The sequence below is a fragment of the Sediminihabitans luteus genome (assembly GCF_002797595.1).
In the GTDB taxonomy this organism is placed as follows: Bacteria; Actinomycetota; Actinomycetes; order Actinomycetales; family Cellulomonadaceae; genus Paraoerskovia; species Paraoerskovia lutea.
In genome coordinates, this window is the sequence record NZ_PGFE01000001.1 from 1,264,168 (window position 1) to 1,280,522 (window position 16,355).

Here is a 16,355-nt window from a genome sequence, read left to right on the forward strand (position 1 = left end):
TCTTTCGTTGAGGGGCGAGCGGGTGCTACTTGATGCCCGAGCTCGTGAATCCCTGGATGAAGTACTTCTGCGCCGCGACGAACAGCACCACCATGGGCACGGTCGCGAGCGTCGTTCCGGCCATGAGGTAGTGCCAGGAGGTGTTGTCGAGCTGCTGGAACACCGCGAGCCCGACCTGGATCACGCGGAGGTTCTCGGTCGTGGTCACCAGGAGCGGCCACAGGAAGTTGTTCCAGCTCTCCTGGAAGGTCAGCAGGCCGACCGTCGCGATCGCCGGCTTGATAAGCGGCGTGTAGATCTGCAGGAAGATGCGGAACTCGCCGAGACCGTCGAGCCGGGCCGCCTCCTCGAGCTCCTTGGGGAGCGAGAGGTAGAACTGACGGAACAGGAAGATCGAGGTCGCGCTCAGGCCGCCGGGGATGATCAGCGCCCACCACGTGTTGAGCCATCCCGTGCCGCCCTGGCCGAGGATGTCGTTGCCGCCGAACAGCGGCATGAACTTCACGATCAGGAACTGCGGGACGATCTTGGTGTAGGTCGGGATCATGAGCATCGCGACGAGCGTGAGGAACACGATCTCGCGTCCCCGGAACCGGATCCGGGCGAGCGCGTAGCCCGCCATCGAGCCGACCACGAGCGTGATCAGGGTGTGCCCGGTCGCGATGATGAAGCTGTTGCGGAAGTACAGGCCGAACGGTGCGGCGTCGAGCGCGTCCGCGTAGTTCGACCAGTGCCACTCCTGCGGGAAGAACGTCGGCGGGTACTGCGCGAGCTCCGCGGGCGACTTCACGGACGTGAAGATCATCCAGACGAACGGGATGATCATGGTCACCGCGCCGAGCATGAGCGCGACGTGCAGCAGCACCTTGTTGCGGGTGCGTGCCACGGGGCGGTGCTTGCGGGGCGGCGGCCCCGCGGGCCTCACGTCGTCGGCGGGCGTGATCGCTGGGGTCAGGAGAGCCATCAGCTGTCCTCTCGGGTGGCGCGTCGTCCGACGAGCGTCATGAACAGCAGGAAGAAGAAGAGCACGACGGACTGCGCGGAGGCCATGCCCATGCGGAACTCCTCGAAGGCCGAGCGGTAGACCTCGTAGGTCATCATCGTGGTCGCGTTCGCGGGACCGCCGTCGGTGAGGACGTAGATCTGGTCGAACACCTGGAACGCGTTGATGATCGAGATCACGAGGACGAAGAACGTGGCCGGCTTGAGCATCGGGACCGTGATCGCGAAGAACTTGCGGACGGTCGAGGCGCCGTCGACCGACGCCGCCTCGTAGAGGCTCTCGTCGACGTTCTGGAGCGCCGCGATGTAGATCAGCATCTTGATGCCGATGCCCTGCCACGCACCCACGAGGATCACGGACCACAGCGCCCAGTCCGGGTCGGCGAGCCACGCCTGACCGGGGATCCCGAACACCCCGAGGAACGCGTTGAGCAGGCCCTGCTGGGGGTTGAAGATCCACAGCCAGACCATCGCGATGGCGACGGTCGCGGTGACCTGCGGCAGGAAGAACGCGGTGCGGTACCACTTCTGCAGCCGCAGGCCCTGGTTCAGCGCGACCGCGATCACGAGCGCGATGAACATCGAGACCGGCACGGTCCAGAAGGTGTACTGGATGGTGTTCCACGTGGCCTTGCGGAACACCGGGTCCTGCACGATCTCGACGTAGTTGTCGAGGCCGATCCACCGCGGCGGCGAGAAGACGTTGTAGTCGGTGAAGCCGAGGGCGAAGGTGGCGACCACGGGGATCGCCGTCCACAGCCCGATGTGCAGGAGCGCGGGGAGCACCATCAGCCAGCCCGAACGGCGCAGCTTGCGCTCGGCGGGCGAGTGGGTGCGCTTGGGCGGCCGGACGGGAGCCGGGAGGACCTGCGTCGGTCCGGCCGGGGTCTCGGTGCGTGACATGGGGTTCCTACCTCTTTCCGGGAACGTCGGGCCCGCGTGCGGCGGGCCCGACGCTCCGACCGGTGGGTGCGCTAGCGGTCGATCGCCGTCTGCACGAGGCCGGCGAGGTCGTCGAGCGCGTCCTGCGGCTCCTTCTGGCCGAGCAGGGCCGACTCGACCGCGGGGGCGAAGTCGCCACGGACCTCGAGCCACTCGGCGGGGCCGCCCTCGCGCTTGGCGACGTCGAGGTTCTCCATCGCGAACTGCACGAACCGGTTGCCCTGGACGTAGTCGCTGTCGAGCAGCTCGGTCAGCGCGGGGACGTTGCCGCGCTGCTCGTTGGCGGCGAGCGCCGCGTCGGGGCTCGCGAGGAACTCGAGCAGGGCCTGCGCGGCCTCGGGGTTCTTGGAGGTCGCGGACCGGGTCGCGAGCGTGCCGCCGAAGAACATGCCCTGGCCGTCGCCCTGGATGATGAAGGGCTCGAGGTTGTCGAGCATCTCGGGGTCGGCCTCGAGGCCCTGGGTCCACAGGTTGTTGTGGGCGATGCCCATCGCGGCGCGGCCGTTGAGCAAGGGGTTGACGGCCTCGTCGGTCGACGAGAAGCCGATGTCCTCGACCTTGTACTCGTTGACGAGGTCGGTCATGAGCTGCAGCGCCGAGGTGCCCTCAGGACCGTTGAACGCAGGGGCCGTGTCGTCGTCGTCGAAGAGGTCGCCGTCGGCCGAGAAGAGCATGGTCTCGAACGCCTGGCGCGAGTCGAGCGACATGATGTCGAAGCCGGTGCGCTCGAGCGTGCCCTTGTCGTCACGGACGGTGAGCGCCTGGGCCATCTCCACGAGCTCGTCCCAGGTCTGCGGGGGCGCGTCGTAGCCGGCCTCCTTGAGCAGGTCCATGCGGGCGACCCCGAACCGGGTGTCGAGCATGATCGGCACCGCGTAGACGCCGCCGTCCCAGGTACCGGCGTCGACGATGGCCGGGGTGTAGGACTTGAGCAGCTCGTCCTCGGTGAGGCCGAGGTCGCTGAGGTCGGCCAGGAGCCCGCGCTCGGCGAATCCTTCGATCCAGCCGACGCCCATCATCATGACGTCGGGCACGGCGCCCGAGACGGCTGCGGTCGTGAGCTTCTCGTTGAGGTTGCCGTACGTCGTGTAGTCGACGGAGACCGTGACGTCGGGGTACTCCTCGTAGAACTTCGGCAGGAGCTCGTCCTCGAGCAGCTTCTGGCCGGCGGTCCCCTCGAAGATCGGCGTCAGGAGCGTGATGTCGCCCGACACCTCGCCTTCCAGGGGGGCCGAGGCGTCGTCGCTCGACCCCGAGCTGCAGGCCGCGAGGCCGAGCGCGAGCGTCGAGAGGGCGGCGGTGACCGCGACCCTGCGACGCGTGAGACTCTTCATGATCATCGTTGATCCTTCGTGTCGTGCTGACGGCGACGATGCCGTCCGCTCCGGGAGGTCTGTGCGGTGTAACGATGCACCAAGGTACGCACGACCGTCAACGGGCGTCAACAGGTCCGGTGGCAGCGGTGTCACGGAATCCGCTTGCCGACTGGTCTTGCTCCCGCCCACAGGGAGCGCTAATCTGAGTAAATCGATGCACCAGTGCCGGTGTCGTCGACCCCGAAAGCGATGGAGGGCCCGTGGGCCGCGTGACTATCCAGCAGGTCGCCAAGGCCGCGAACGTCTCCCCCAGCACCGTCTCCAACCTCCTCAACGGGAGGACGGAGCGCATGGTGCCGGCCACCCGCGAGCGCATCGAGGCCGCGATCGCCGAGCTCGGGTACCGCCCCAACCGGGCCGCGCGCCAGCTGCGCACCGGCCGCACCCAGACCGTCGGGCTCATCGTCCCGTCCGTGGGCAACCCGTTCTGGGGCGCGTTCGCCCGCGAGCTCGAGGTCGCCGCGCTCGCCGTCGGGTGCAGCGTGCTGCTGTGCAACAGCGAGCGCGACCCGGAGCGCGAGCGCCGCTACGTCGAGGAGCTCTGGGAGGACGGCGTGCGCGGCATCGTGCTGTGCTCGTCGCTGCCGACGCTCGACCACCTCGCCGACGTCGTCGCGCGCGGCCTGCGACTCGTCACGTTCGACCGGCCTGCGCAGCCCGGCGACCCCGACAGCGTCGTGAGCGTGAGCATCGACAACCACGTCGGCGGGTTCCTCGCCGGCTCCCACCTGACGTCGCTCGGGCACGAGCGCCTCACGTTCGTCTCGGGCTCGCTCGCTTCGGTCAACCGCACGGGCCGGTTCCGTGGGTTCTGCACCGCGCTCGAGGCCGTCGATCTCGACCCCACCGCGATGCCACTGTGGACGGGCTTCGAGGACACCCCGTTCGGGGACGTCGAGGCCGCCGAGGTCGGACGACGCGCGGCGCACGCCCTCTTCTCCGGCACCGAGGAGCCTCCGACCGGCGTCGTCGCGATCAACGACATGACGGCGCTCGGGTTCTGCCGCGGGCTGCGCGACCAGGGCCTGCGGGTCGGCTCGGACGTGTCGGTGGTCGGGTTCGACGACATCATCCTGGCCGACCTCTACGACCCGCCGTTGACGACCATCCGCCAGCCCATCGCCCGCATGGCCGCGCTCGCGCTCGGCGAGGTGCTCGACGACGGCGACCGCGAGCCCGGCCGCTCGGTGCTCCTGCGGCCCGAGCTCGTCGTGCGCGAGTCGAGCGCTCCCCCGCCCGTCGGCGGCGTCCCCGAGCGGCGGACCGCCGAGGTGCGGGCGTCGGACCTGCGGGCGTCCGACGTGAGCACGACGGACGGTGCGGTGCGGTGAGGATCGCCCGCCTCGGCCCGGCGGGGGCCGAGCGCCCCTGCGTCGTCGTCGGCGAGGACGCCTACGTCGACGTGTCCGACGTGCTGCCCGACGTCGACGAGTCCACGATCCCCCGCGGGTTCTCCTGGCTCGAGCCGCTCGTCGCCGAGCGCACCGCCGCGGGCCTCGCCCGGCCGCTCGACGGACGCCGCCGCGGGGCCCCGGTCGCGCGCCCGCACCAGATCCTGTGCGTCGGGCTCAACTACCGCGACCACGCGGCCGAGATCGGCGCGGAGGTCCCCGCGATGCCGCTCGTCTTCTCGAAGGCGCCCAACACGATCGTCGGCCCGGACGACGACGTGCGCGCCCCCCGCGGCTTCTCGCGACTCGACTGGGAGGTCGAGCTCGCGCTCGTCGTCGGACGCCGCACGAGCTACCTCGGCTCGACCGCGGAGGCGCGCGAGCACGTGGCGGGCTTCATGGTGCACAACGACGTGAGCGAGCGCGCGTTCCAGGACGACCACGGCGGGCAGATCCTCAAGGGCAAGTCCGCCGAGACGTTCAGCCCGTGCGGGCCGTGGCTCGTCACGCCCGACGAGGTGCCCGACGTGCTCGCGCTCGGCCTGTGGCTCGACGTCGACGGCACGCGCCGCCAGACCGGCAGCACCGCGACCATGGTGCTCGACCCGTTCGAGATCCTGGTCCACCTGAGTCGGTACATGGTGCTCGAGCCCGGCGACGTCCTGAGCACCGGCACGCCGCCGGGCGTCGCGAACGGCATGGCCGAGCCCGCCTGGCTGCAGCCCGGGTCCGTGATGACGCTCGGCGTCGAGGGCCTCGGCACGCAGCGCCAGCGCGTCGTCGCGCCGCGATGAGCGGCCCGCAGGACCGCGAGGTGGCGGGCGACGCCGGCGCCGCGCACGTGCTCACGGTCGGCGAGACCATGCTGCTCGTCGGCAGCACGCGGCCCGAGCCGCTCCAGCACAGCACCCGGATGTCGCTCGGCATCGGAGGCGCGGAGAGCAACGTCGCGATCGGCCTGCACCGGCTCGGGACCGCGGTCACCTGGGTCGGGCGGGTGGGTGACGACTCCGCGGGCGACCTCGTCGAGCGGACGCTGCGCGGCGAGGGCGTGCGCGCGGTCTGCGTGCACGACGCGGACGCCCCGACGGGGCTCATGCTCAAGGAGCGCCGGTCGACGGTCGCGACGCACGTCTGGTACTACCGCGCCGGCAGCGCCGGCTCGCGCCTCGCGCCCGGCGACGTGCCCGACGCGGCGCTGCGCGGCGCGTCCCTCGTGCACCTGACGGGGATCACCCCGGCCCTGTCAACCTCGGCGCGGCGTCTCGTGCTCGACCTCGTGGAGCGTGCCGTGCAGCTCGGCGTCCCGCTCTCGTTCGACCTCAACTACCGCTCGGCGCTGTGGACCCGTGCGCAGGCCCGCGCGCTGTACGCCGAGGTCGTGCCCCGCTGCGACGTCGTCTTCGCGGGAGAGGACGAGGCCGCGATCCTCGTCGGCCCCTCGACGGACGCCGTCACCTCGGCCGAGCGCGTGCGCGCCCTGGGCGCCCGGACCGTCGTGGTCAAGCGCGGGGCGGACGGCGCGGTGTGCGTGGGCCCGGAGGGGACCTCGTCGCGCCCCGCCGTCCCCGTCGACGTGCGCGACACCGTCGGGGCGGGCGACGCGTTCGTCGCCGGGTACCTCGCGGAGCACCTGCGCGGCGAGTGCCAGGACGCCGCGCTCGCGACCGCGACCGCCGTGGGCGCGTACGCGTGCACGGGCGACGGCGACTGGGAGTCGCTCCCTCGGCGCCGCGACCTCGCGCTGCTGACGAGCGCCGAGCCGGTCACGCGGTAGTCAGGTGGTGCTGCCCGCCCGCTCGTCGTCCGTGCGACGCCCGAGCGTGAGGGTCGCGCCGAGGCCGAGCAGCAGGAACGCGCCCGCGGCCCACGCGGAGTAGCGCGTGCCCTGCGTGAGGGCGTCGCGCGCGTCGTCGGCCGCGGCGGCGGTGCGCTCGTCCTGCGCGAGGCCGGCGATCGCGCCGCCCGAGCTGTCGACCACGGCCGAGACGACGGTCGAGCGCTGGTCCGCGGGGACGCCGTCCGCCTCGAGGCGCGCGTCGAGGGTCGCCGCGGTGGAGGTGAACAGCACGGTCCCGAGGATCGCGATGCCGAGCGCCGAGCCCACCTGGCGCGCGGTGCTCTGCGTGCCCGAGGCCGCACCGGACGCCTCGACCGGGACGTCGGCGAGCACCACGCCCGTGAGCTGGGCCGTCGCGAGGCCGACGCCGAACCCGTAGACCGCGAGGAAAGGGACCACGGTCTGCCACGTCGAGGTGGGGCTCGCGACGAGGCCGAGGCCCACGACGCCCACGATCTCGGCCGTGATCCCGGCCCGCACGACCGCGACGGCACCGAACCGCTGCGTGAGCGGCTGGGCCGCGCCGCTCGCGAGGAACGAGCCGCCCGCGAGCGCCACGAGGATCCACCCGGTCGCGAGGGCGTCGTAGCCGAGCACGTTCTGCAGCCAGATCGGCAGCGACAGCAGGATCCCGAACTCGCCGAGCGAGACCACGAGCGCCGCGACGTTGCCGTTGCGGAACGACGCGATCGTGAAGAGCTCGAGCGGGACGAGCGTGGGGAGGTCGGCCGCCGCGCGCCGTCGGCTGCGGGTCACGAACAGCACGGCGCCGAGCACGCCGATCGCGAGCGCGAACGGGACCGGGGAGACGCCCAGCGGCCACCAGGTCGCGGACTCCTCGAGCGTCGTCCACCAGCCGAGGGACCGGCCCTCGATGAGGCCGAACACGATGCCGCCGAACGTCATGACCGACAGGAGTGCCGCGACGAGGTCGGTGCCGCGGTCGTCGTCGGCCCGGGACTCGTCGACCACGAGCGCGGCGGCGACGAGGATCACGACCGCGATCGGGATGTTGATGCCGAACGCCCAGCGCCACGAGTAGTCGGTCGTGAGCCAGCCGCCGAGCAGGGGCCCGAGGGCCGCCATGCCGCCGATCGTGGAGCCCCAGACCGCGAACGCGATGCCCCGCTCCCGGCCGCGGAACGTCGCGTTGATGATCGACAGGGTGGTCGGCAGGATCATCGCGCCGCCGAGACCCTGCACGAGGCGCGCGACGATGAGCAGGCTCCCCGTGGGGGCGAGCGCGGCGAGCAGGGACGACGCCGCGAAGACCGCGACGCCGATCATCATGACGCGACGGCGGCCCCAGCGGTCGGCGAGGACGCCGAGCACGAGCAGCAGCGACGCGAAGACCAGGGTGTACGACTCCTGCACCCACTGGACCTGGGTCGAGTCGATGCCGAGGTCGTCGACGATCGACGGGATCGCGACGTTGACGATCGTCGAGTCGACGATGATGAGCGAGACGGCGACCGACACCGTCACGAGTGCGAACCATCTGCGGCGTTCCGCCACGGGGACCTCCAGAATGCTCAGCATGCTGAGTTTCTGAGGCTACCGCTCCTGCCCGCGTCAGGCGAATGACGCGGGCAACCGGTCCAGGTGCTGGTCGAGCACGAGCCGTGAGCCGTCGTGCCGCAGCCGACCCCACGCGCCGTTGACCAGGGTCAGGTGCGGGGCCACGTGCCCGCAGTCGACGTCCGCCACCACCGGCACGCCCAGCGGGGCGAGGGCGTCCAGGACGGCGTCGTCCTGCGTGAGGGTCGGCGAGCCCGGGGCCGACGTCCTGCCGACCATGACCGCCGCGGCGCCGTCGAAGAACCCCGCGAGACGCAGCCCGTGCAGCGCGCGGCACGTGCTGTACGCGTCCTGCTCGGCCGCCTCGACGTACACCAGGAGCGGCTCGTCGCCCGCGGGCCCGCGCAGCGCCGACGTGTCCGCGAACCGGCTCCCGCCGAGCGGACCGAGCGTCTCCAGGCAGCCCCCGACCAGCCGGCCCGCCACGTCGAGCGGACCCGCGCCCGCGAGCACGCGCCACTCCCCCGCCCCGTCCCAGGTGCGCGACGTGACCGTCGGGTCGTCCTCCCAACGGTCCGGCGGCCCCGCCCGGTGCACGCCCGGCGACCACTGCCGGAGGACGCCGTCCGGCCACGCCGCCCCCGACGCGACGTCGAGCCAGTGCGCGAGCCCCGGCGCCTGCGCGTACGGGGTGTCCATGAGGTTCGCGGCGTGCAGCGTCGCCCAGCCCGCGACCACCGTCAGCGGCGTCAACAGGGTCGAGACGTCCGAGAAGCCGACGACCCACGTCGGCTCGGCGTCACGCAACGCGTCGAGATCCAGCAGACCCACCAGGTCGATCGCGGTCTCACCGCCCCACGGAGGCACGACCGCCCGCACCCGCGGGTCCAGCAGCATCGCCATGAGCTCGTCCGCGCGCTCGCGCGCCGGGGCGCTCACGTGCGACGACCCGTCGAGGCACGCCCCCAGCTCGACCCGGAACCCGCGCTCCCGCAGCCACCCGACCGCGAACTCGAGCCGCGGCCACAACGAGGCAGGGATGCCGGACGACGGAGCCGTGACCGCGATCGTGTCGCCGGGTCGCAGCGGGGCGGGGAGACGGACCATGGGGGCATGCTGCCACCCGGGCGGGTGGTGCGGAGGCAACGGCGCGGCGCGCGGGCGTTCCGCTGCCCACGAAGCGTCCTCCGCGTGGAGCCCGCCAGGGGCCCTACGGTCATGGGCATGACGAGGGCGGTGGGTGACGAGCGGGTGCTCGCGGGCGAGACCATGCACCAGGAGGAGCTGCGACGGAGCCGTCGCCTCGCGCGAACATGGATGATCCTCGCCATCGCCCCGCTCGCGCTGGGCACGGCTTTCGGCCTCTCGTTCCTCTGGACGGCTGACGTCGAGGACCAGGTGCGGGAGGAGGCGATGACTGCCCTCGAGGCGGGCGCTCCGCCGGGCGTCGAGATCGTGGGCTCGATCAGCTACGGCATCGAGGACGGCGACGACGACTACGTCGCACACGTCGCGAACGGAGTGCGGGGCGAGACGGAGGTGCTGTGGAGGGTGGCCGTCGACACGGGCGAGGCGACCTGCGCGGATCTGCCGGTGCGCTGGCTCTTCTTCGACGACGGACTCACCGGGTAGCCGCTGAGGGTCGCATGGAAGATCTGGCGGACTACGAAGCTGGGCAGAACGAAGGTGCGCTTCGCCAGCGTGAACCGCCCTGGGTCTGATGGAGGCTCTGGTCACTTTATTTCGGCGAAGTCGACCGGCGGGACGCCTCCGAGGTAGCCGTGCAAGCGCTCGGCGTTGTGCCAGTGGGCCCACCCGAGGGTGGCGAGCTCGACGTCCTCGACGGTCTTCCACGGCGGGTCAGCGGATGAGTTCGGCCTTGTTGTAGCCGTTCACGGTCTGGACCAGCGCGTTGTCGTAAGAGTCCCCGACGGTCCCGATCGATGGCGTCGCGCCGATCTCCGCGAGCCGCTCGCCGTAGCGAGTGCTCGTGAACTGAGCTCCGGCGGCCGAGTGGCACCGTAGTCCGGCCAGGCGGGTGCCGCGGGACCCGCGGGTCATCTCGATAGCGTCGAGCACCATGGTGGTGCGCATGTGCGCCGCGACTCGCCAGCCGACGATTGTGCGCGAGCTTGGGAACACCCCTGTTCGCTCAGGATCGGACAAGTTTAGAAGATTTGTCCAGGCGAAAGGTGAAAGTTTGTCCGGACAGACGACCAGTTCCAGAATCGCATTAGCATGGCTGCTAGCTAACCCGCTCGCCAGACGTGAATAATTAACAGCACCGAGCGGGTGAAGTTCGAAGCATCCCTTGCGGTGTCGATCTGGATGGTGCATGATCAGTTCATCGACCAGGGCCCGGCCCGAATCGATGAACCCTGCGGAGAAGGTGACGAGGTCCGAACTCGCCACCCGGTTCAGCGAGTTGCTTGGCATTGAGGGATGGGTCCATACCATCCGGAGCCGCGGCAGTCGCCGAGCCCCGTAAGGGTGCACTTTCGTTCAGACTTGACCTATGAGGCCCCCTATGTTAGGGTAGCTCTCGGCAGGTATGACTGTAGCTGCGGAACGGGCGACGGCCTCCACAACCGTCGCCTGGCTCCAGTGGTCGTCGGGCGTAGATCGATGGATTCCAACCCATCCGGAGTCAACGGCGGCCGCTGGGCCCCGCGTTCACCTCGGGGCTGGCTTCCAAAACCAGCCTCCGTGGGGGCGCCAGGTGGCTGCGACAGACGTGTCCATAGCGTCTGGAGCCGCCTGGCACCCCCACGTGAGGAGTCCTCCGAGGTACTCCACCAACCGCAAGACCCCAACAACCCCATGGAGGACGAGCACGATGACTACCGAACTGAGCACACCTGCCCGACCGGGCATCCACCTGTATGCCCTCAAGGGTCAGCAGGGCGACCGTCAGATGTATTTGCTCCTGGTCACGAACCACGAGCTGTTGCGAAACTTCGCTGCCGAAGCAGAGATCAGCGACGGCACTGAACGTGTCCAGCGCGACTTGGATAAGCGGCACTACACGGACATCGTCAACTACATCATCGAGAACCCGGCCGAGTACTTGCTTGGCGCCATGACCTACGCGATCGACACCGTCGAGGACACGGACTTCATCCCCGCTGGACCGGGCAGCAACATCGGGACCCTGGTCCTGCCGACGAACGCCCGCCTGCGCTGCCTCGACGGCCAGCACCGTCGCAGCGCCATCGCCGAAGCAGTGCGCCAGAACGAGGACGTCGGAGACGACTTCAGCGCCGTTGTGCTGTACGTCGAGGACGACTTCATGAAGCGCCGGCAGATGTTCAGCGACATGAACGCCACCCCCAAGGTCGTGTCCAAGGCGCTCAACATCACCTTCGACAGCCGCGACCCCTACGCTCGCGCGGCTCAGTCCCTCGCGGAGACCCACCCGTTGCTCAAGGATGTCGTGGAGACCCGCAAGGCACGCATCACGACCACCGACGCGAAGATCTTCTCGCTTGCCGGAGTCTTCGACGGACTCAAGCGCTTCGACCTCGGCATGGTCCTGCCCCGGGGCCGCTCCCCCAAGACCAAGACCGAAGATGAGCTCGTCACCATCGGGACCACGCTCTTCGACACCATCGACGCAGCGTTTCCCGAGTTCACCAACGTCAAGAACGAGCTCGCCGAGCTCGAGGATCCGAAGGAGAAGGCGGAGATCATGAAGGCGGCACGGCGCCGCACGATTCTCTTCTCCACCACCACGCTCCGCGTCATCGCAGGTGCTCTGCATGAAGCCATGAAGGTTGACGGAGAAACCGACCCCAGTCGCTACGTCAGCCCGTTGAGCAAGATCGACTTTGCACCGACGTCCAAGCTCTTCACCGCAGAAGACGTCGGCTTCGTCAGCGGGACCGGAACCCCGTCCGCCCGCAACCAGGAAGTCTTCGCCGCCACCAAGGCCCTGGCAAACGCCATCCGCCTCCGCTAGCCCCAAGTGCGTGTGGCCCCGCCATCGGGCGGGGCCACACGCACTTCTGAAGCGGTAGTGACCGACGGATGGCCCACCGCGACATGGCGGGTCGGATCAGCACTAGGGCCTCACCTCTAGACTGACCGATTCTCGAGCATCTCTAGCGGCTCTGTCAGGCGTTCCCGCCGCCGTTTGCCTCCCACATGAGCGACATCGCCGTATGTGCCGCGAGGCCAGCGAGTGAATTGGCCTGGGTTTCGTTCCGTCTGATCGACAAGGATGGAATCCACGGCTCGTTACACGCCGGAGATGCGTGAGCGCGCCCTGCGGATGCTCGCTGAAGCGCTGCCAGATCACCCGAACCTGACGAGCGCGACGCGACACGTGGCGGGGCTGCTGGGGATGAGCCCCGAGACGCTTCGCCTGTGGCAGCGTCAGATGGAGGCCAACGCGGGTGGCAAGGTCGCGAATGCCAGCGAGGCTGCGGCGGAGATCAAGCGCCTGAAGCGCGAGAACGCCGAACTGCGCAAGGCCAACGAGATCCTCAAGGCTACGAGCGTGTTTTTCGCCAAGGAGCTCGACCGCCCCTGACCGAGATGATCCGCTTCATCGATGAGCACAAGGATCAGTTCGGGGTCGAGCCCATCTGCCAAGTCTTGCGCCCGGCAGTCCAGGGATTCCTCACCTCACGCGGCTATCGCGCCGCGAAGACGCGCACGCCCTCGGCGCGCGCTCTGCGTGACGACCTGCTCGTTCCCGAGGTCGCGCGCCTGCATGCGGAGCGGCGCAAGATGCATGCGCTGATGCGCCGCCACGGCTGGGACATCGGGCGCGATCAGACCGAGCGGCTCATGCGGCTCGCGGGCGTGCGAGGGGTGAAGAGTCCAAGCGCGTGTTCACGACGAAGTCGGACCCGAAGGCGGCGATGCCGAAGGACCTGGTCAAGCGCAACTTCCACGCACCAGGACCCCGGCAGTTGTGGGTGGCCGACATCACCTATGTCGCAACGTGGTCTGGCTTCGCTTTCGTCGCGTTCGTGACCGACGTGTTCTCGCGCAGACTCGTGGGCTGGAACGTCGCCTCGACCCTCAAGGCCGAGATCCTGCCCTTGCAGGCGCTCGACATGGCTGCCTGGGACGCCGGCGGCGACCTCGACGGCCCGATCCATCACGCCGATCACGGCTCGAACTATCAGGCGATGGTCTACACCGATCGTGTCGTCGAACTCGGCGCGAAACCCTCGACGGGAACCGTCGGTGACAGTTGCGACAATGCTCTCGCGGAGGCGATCAACAACCTGTACAAGACCGAACTGATCCGCCAGAGAGGCCCGTGGAAGACCGTCGAGCAGGTCGAACTCGCCACCCTCGAGTACGTCTGGTGGTGGAACCACCAGCGACTCCACGGCGAGCTCGGCATGCGCACTCCCGAAGAAGTTGAAGCCGAGTACTACGCTAACCTCGCAGCCGCCCAAACAGCGTCTGTCGGACAAAGAAGCTGAACGGAACGAAACTCGGGCCGATTCAGTACACCTCGGCCACGCCGACCCCCTCAGCCCCAACTTTCCCGAGACCCAGAATCTGCCAGCAGTTTGACGCGGGACAGCTGGACGTCGACAGGAGGTCAACTACGCCTGCATGTCGACGAACCGCGCGTAGTGCCCCTGGAACGCCACCGTGATGACGTCGGTCGGGCCGTTACGGTGCTTCGCGACGATCAGGTCTGCCTCGCCCGCGCGAGGCGACTCCTTCTCGTAGGCGTCCTCACGGTGGAGCAGGATCACCATGTCCGCGTCCTGCTCGATGCTGTTGTGGACGGCGATCCCGTTCGCGATGAAGTTGTGGGTGTCGAGCACCGTCGCGTCGAAGACCTCCTGCTCGCCGAGCGGCTCGATCGCGACCACCTCGTCCCACAACAGATCGTTCACCGCGAGGATCTCGAGCTCCTCGCTCTCGAGGATCGCTGCCACCCGTCCAAGTCGTGCCGGCGACGGCGAGCGCTTCCACATCGCACTCCCGCTGAACTGCGTACCCAACTGCCTGGCGAACTCCCGGTGGCTCATTCCCTGCTCTTCGAGAAGCTCACGGACGTCGTCCCAGACCTGTCGTGGAACGGTGTCGACGTTCGGGTTCGACTTCACGGCACGGACGATCTCGAGCAGCCGCTCCGCGGCCGCCCCTCGTTCACCGTGCACGCCGATCTCCTGGAGGAAGCGCCGCTGGTCATCCGCGCCAGAGACATCCAGGGTGTATCCAGGGCGGTAGGTCCCCTTCGCGGTCGCAGTGCGAAGTCTCGTCGAGATTCCAAAGCGCAGGAGCAGTCGGGACAGTCCGTCGACGAGGTTGCGAGACGTCGATGCGTAGTAGATCCGGCCGGACTTCCCATCAGCACGGACGGTCACCGAGCCGTCAGTCGCCCAGATGTGACGGATGAAGAGTGCGATCTGCTCCTTCGGCAGGTGGAAGACGCTCGACGGGATGAACTTTTCGTAGCTCCGTGCGCCGAAGAGACCCAGGTCGTCGAGCCATTCCGCGATCGGGTTCCGCTTCCCGTGCGTCAGTCGATAGGGGGCCCTGAGCCGCAGCGTGGTGCAACGGGCGGCCGCGAACTCGTCCCGGGCCGGGATCACTCCGAACGCTGACGCCGCCTCCGTCACTGCTTGGAGGTTGAGCTCGTCGACCGACGCGTAACGCAACGGTTGACGCTTGACGAACGAACCGTCGCCCAGGAGGTGCGCGAGCATGACCACCTTGCGGTCGTCCCATCGCGCGTTCTGCTCGGGGCCGGGGACGTGCCGTGGCACGCCGAGGCGGGTACCGACCTCGAGCGTGCCCAGTGGCCTCCATCCCCCGTACGTGAGGAAGGGGTGGTTGGCGGTGGCGGTGATCTGCTTCCCGGACGCGAGCCTGAGGCGGAACACCTCCTTCACGCCGGTCGGGAACACGTGCGTCATGTGCCGGCGCACGTACTGGAGCCGGTCGTTCAGCGCCCAGACGGGGACGTCGGTCGCGCCCAGGGCGTGCAGCTCGCCCATGGTCGTCTCCGCGCCCGTGTCCGCCCGCAGAATCTTGGTGTCCGCGGTGAGGCATCCCGACTCGCGGAGGTCGCTCATCGCAGGCTTCTTGTCCTGCCGTTGCTCCGCGCCACGGTTCAGCTGCGAGATCGCGATGAGCGGCACCTCGAGCTCCTTCGCGAGCAGCTTGAGCGCACGCGAGAACTCCGAGACCTCCTGCTGGCGGGACTCGACGCGCTTGCCCGACGTCATGAGCTGGAGGTAGTCGATCACCACGAGCTTGAGGTCGTGCTTCTGCTTGAGCCGCCGGCACTTGGCGCGGATCTCCATGAGCGACATGTTCGGCGAGTCGTCGATGAACAGCGGCGCCTCGGAGATCTTGCCCATCGTGGAGGCGAGCTTCTGCCAGTCGTCCTCGCCCATCGAGCCGTTGCGCATCTTCTGCAGGTGGATGCGCGCCTCAGCGGCGAGCAGTCGCATCGTGATCTCGTTGCGGCTCATCTCGAGCGAGAAGACGACGGACGTCATGTTGTGCTTGATCGCGGCCGACCGCACGATGTCGATTCCCAGGGTCGACTTGCCGATGGCCGGGCGCGCCGCGACCACGATCATCTGCCCGGGGTGCAGCCCGTTGGTGAGGCGGTCGAGGTCGGCGAACCCGGTCGGCACGCCGACCATGCCCTCGCCGCGGTGCCCGGCGGCCTCGATCTCGTCGACGGTGCCGCCGATGATGTCGGCGAGGGGTGCGTAGTCCTCGGTCGTGCGGCGCTCGGTGACGGCGTAGACCTCGGCCTGCGCGTCGTTGACGATCGCGTCGACGTCGCCGCCGTCGGCCGCGTAGCCGAGCTGCACGATGCGCGTGCCGGCCTCGACGAGGCGCCGCAGCACGGCGCGCTCGCGCACGATGCGCCCGTAGTAGCCGGCGTTCGCGGCGGTCGGGACCATCGCGATGAGGTCGTGGACGTAGGGGGCTCCGCCGATGCGGCCGAGCTCGCCGCGGTTCTGGAGCTCGGCGACCACGGTGATCGCGTCGGCGGGCTCTCCGCGACCGTAGAGGTCGATGATCGCGTCGTAGATCGCCTCGTGCGCGGGCCGGTAGAAGTCGGTGCCGCGGATCTGCTCGACGACGTCCGCGATCGCGTCCTTGGACAGCAGCATGCCGCCGAGCACGCTCTGCTCCGCCGCGACGTCCTGCGGCGGGGTGCGGTCGAACCCGCCGCCGCCGCTGCGCGACTCACCGAACCCGGCCTCGAGCTCCTCGATCGACATCCGCCCTCAATTCCCGCGCACGCACCCGTGGAACTTCTGTTCTACCGGGAGCCACCAACAGTCC

Annotated in this window: 13 protein-coding genes and 1 pseudogene; 7 read left to right on the forward strand and 7 right to left on the reverse strand. The window is 69.3% G+C overall.

Features of this window, described 5'->3' with window-relative positions; all coding sequences use genetic code 11:
- Positions 1-25: 25 nt before the first annotated feature.
- The 3 genes from CLV28_RS05935 to CLV28_RS05945 all read right to left on the reverse strand — a co-directional run bounded on the left by CLV28_RS05935 (position 26) and on the right by CLV28_RS05945 (position 3,284).
- Positions 26-964, reverse strand: a complete 939-nt coding sequence (locus tag CLV28_RS05935; RefSeq protein ID WP_100422246.1) for a carbohydrate ABC transporter permease — start codon at positions 962-964, stop codon at positions 26-28.
- On the reverse strand, positions 964-1,905 hold the full coding sequence (locus CLV28_RS05940; protein ID WP_100422247.1) for a carbohydrate ABC transporter permease: 942 nt from the start codon (positions 1,903-1,905) through the stop codon (positions 964-966). The genes CLV28_RS05935 and CLV28_RS05940 overlap by 1 nt, the downstream gene beginning before the upstream one ends.
- Before the next feature lie 71 nt (positions 1,906-1,976).
- Positions 1,977-3,284 carry an extracellular solute-binding protein gene (locus CLV28_RS05945; protein ID WP_100422248.1) on the reverse strand — a complete coding sequence of 436 codons (1,308 nt, stop codon included), beginning with the start codon at positions 3,282-3,284 and terminating at the stop codon, positions 1,977-1,979.
- 236 nt (positions 3,285-3,520) lie between these two features.
- Between CLV28_RS05945 and CLV28_RS05950 the strand changes: the two genes are divergently transcribed.
- From CLV28_RS05950 to CLV28_RS05960, 3 genes are read left to right on the forward strand one after another with little or no spacing between them, the layout of a single operon-like run.
- Positions 3,521-4,651: a LacI family DNA-binding transcriptional regulator gene (locus CLV28_RS05950; protein WP_100422249.1), complete on the forward strand. Its 1,131-nt coding sequence runs from the start codon at positions 3,521-3,523 to the stop codon at positions 4,649-4,651.
- The gene (locus CLV28_RS05955) at positions 4,648-5,505 is read left to right on the forward strand and encodes a fumarylacetoacetate hydrolase family protein (protein WP_100422250.1); all 858 of its coding nucleotides are present in this window, start codon (positions 4,648-4,650) and stop codon (positions 5,503-5,505) included. Before CLV28_RS05950 ends, CLV28_RS05955 begins: the two co-directional genes overlap by 4 nt.
- Complete coding sequence (locus CLV28_RS05960) at positions 5,502-6,488, forward strand: sugar kinase (RefSeq protein WP_100422251.1); 987 nt, start codon at positions 5,502-5,504, stop codon at positions 6,486-6,488. The genes CLV28_RS05955 and CLV28_RS05960 overlap by 4 nt, the downstream gene beginning before the upstream one ends.
- Here the strand turns inward: CLV28_RS05960 and CLV28_RS05965 are convergent, their stop codons facing one another.
- Together CLV28_RS05965 and CLV28_RS05970 are read right to left on the reverse strand one after the other, a co-directional pair.
- On the reverse strand, positions 6,489-8,090 hold the full coding sequence (locus CLV28_RS05965) for an MFS transporter (protein ID WP_203968317.1): 1,602 nt from the start codon (positions 8,088-8,090) through the stop codon (positions 6,489-6,491).
- 33 nt (positions 8,091-8,123) lie between these two features.
- Positions 8,124-9,176: a S66 family peptidase gene (locus tag CLV28_RS05970; protein WP_100422253.1), complete on the reverse strand. Its 1,053-nt coding sequence runs from the start codon at positions 9,174-9,176 to the stop codon at positions 8,124-8,126.
- Between the two features lie 117 nt (positions 9,177-9,293).
- Between CLV28_RS05970 and CLV28_RS05975 the strand changes: the two genes are divergently transcribed.
- Positions 9,294-9,701 carry a hypothetical protein gene (locus tag CLV28_RS05975; RefSeq protein ID WP_157802526.1) on the forward strand — a complete coding sequence of 136 codons (408 nt, stop codon included), beginning with the start codon at positions 9,294-9,296 and terminating at the stop codon, positions 9,699-9,701.
- Between the two features lie 101 nt (positions 9,702-9,802).
- On the opposite strand, the pseudogene CLV28_RS05980 reads toward CLV28_RS05975, so the two are convergent.
- Positions 9,803-10,199: pseudogene (locus CLV28_RS05980) on the reverse strand (integrase core domain-containing protein); the annotation flags it as partial.
- Between the two features lie 706 nt (positions 10,200-10,905).
- On the opposite strand from CLV28_RS05980, the gene CLV28_RS05985 reads away from it, so the two are divergent.
- The 3 genes from CLV28_RS05985 (at position 10,906) to CLV28_RS16360 (ending at position 13,510) form a co-directional block, all read left to right on the forward strand.
- Positions 10,906-12,027, forward strand: coding sequence for a DNA sulfur modification protein DndB (locus tag CLV28_RS05985; protein ID WP_157802527.1), 1,122 nt, complete (start codon positions 10,906-10,908; stop codon positions 12,025-12,027).
- A 261-nt stretch (positions 12,028-12,288) separates the two neighbouring features.
- Positions 12,289-12,600 (forward strand): transposase, encoded by a 312-nt coding sequence (locus CLV28_RS16355; protein ID WP_100422256.1) that lies wholly within the window; start codon positions 12,289-12,291, stop codon positions 12,598-12,600.
- Between the two features lie 301 nt (positions 12,601-12,901).
- Positions 12,902-13,510, forward strand: a complete 609-nt coding sequence (locus tag CLV28_RS16360) for an IS3 family transposase (protein ID WP_100422257.1) — start codon at positions 12,902-12,904, stop codon at positions 13,508-13,510.
- Positions 13,511-13,636: 126 nt separating this feature from the next.
- On the opposite strand, the gene CLV28_RS06000 is transcribed toward CLV28_RS16360, so the two are convergent.
- Entirely contained in the window at positions 13,637-16,291 is a 2,655-nt protein-coding gene (locus CLV28_RS06000) for a replicative DNA helicase (RefSeq protein ID WP_100422258.1), read from the reverse strand.
- Positions 16,292-16,355 lie beyond the last annotated feature (64 nt).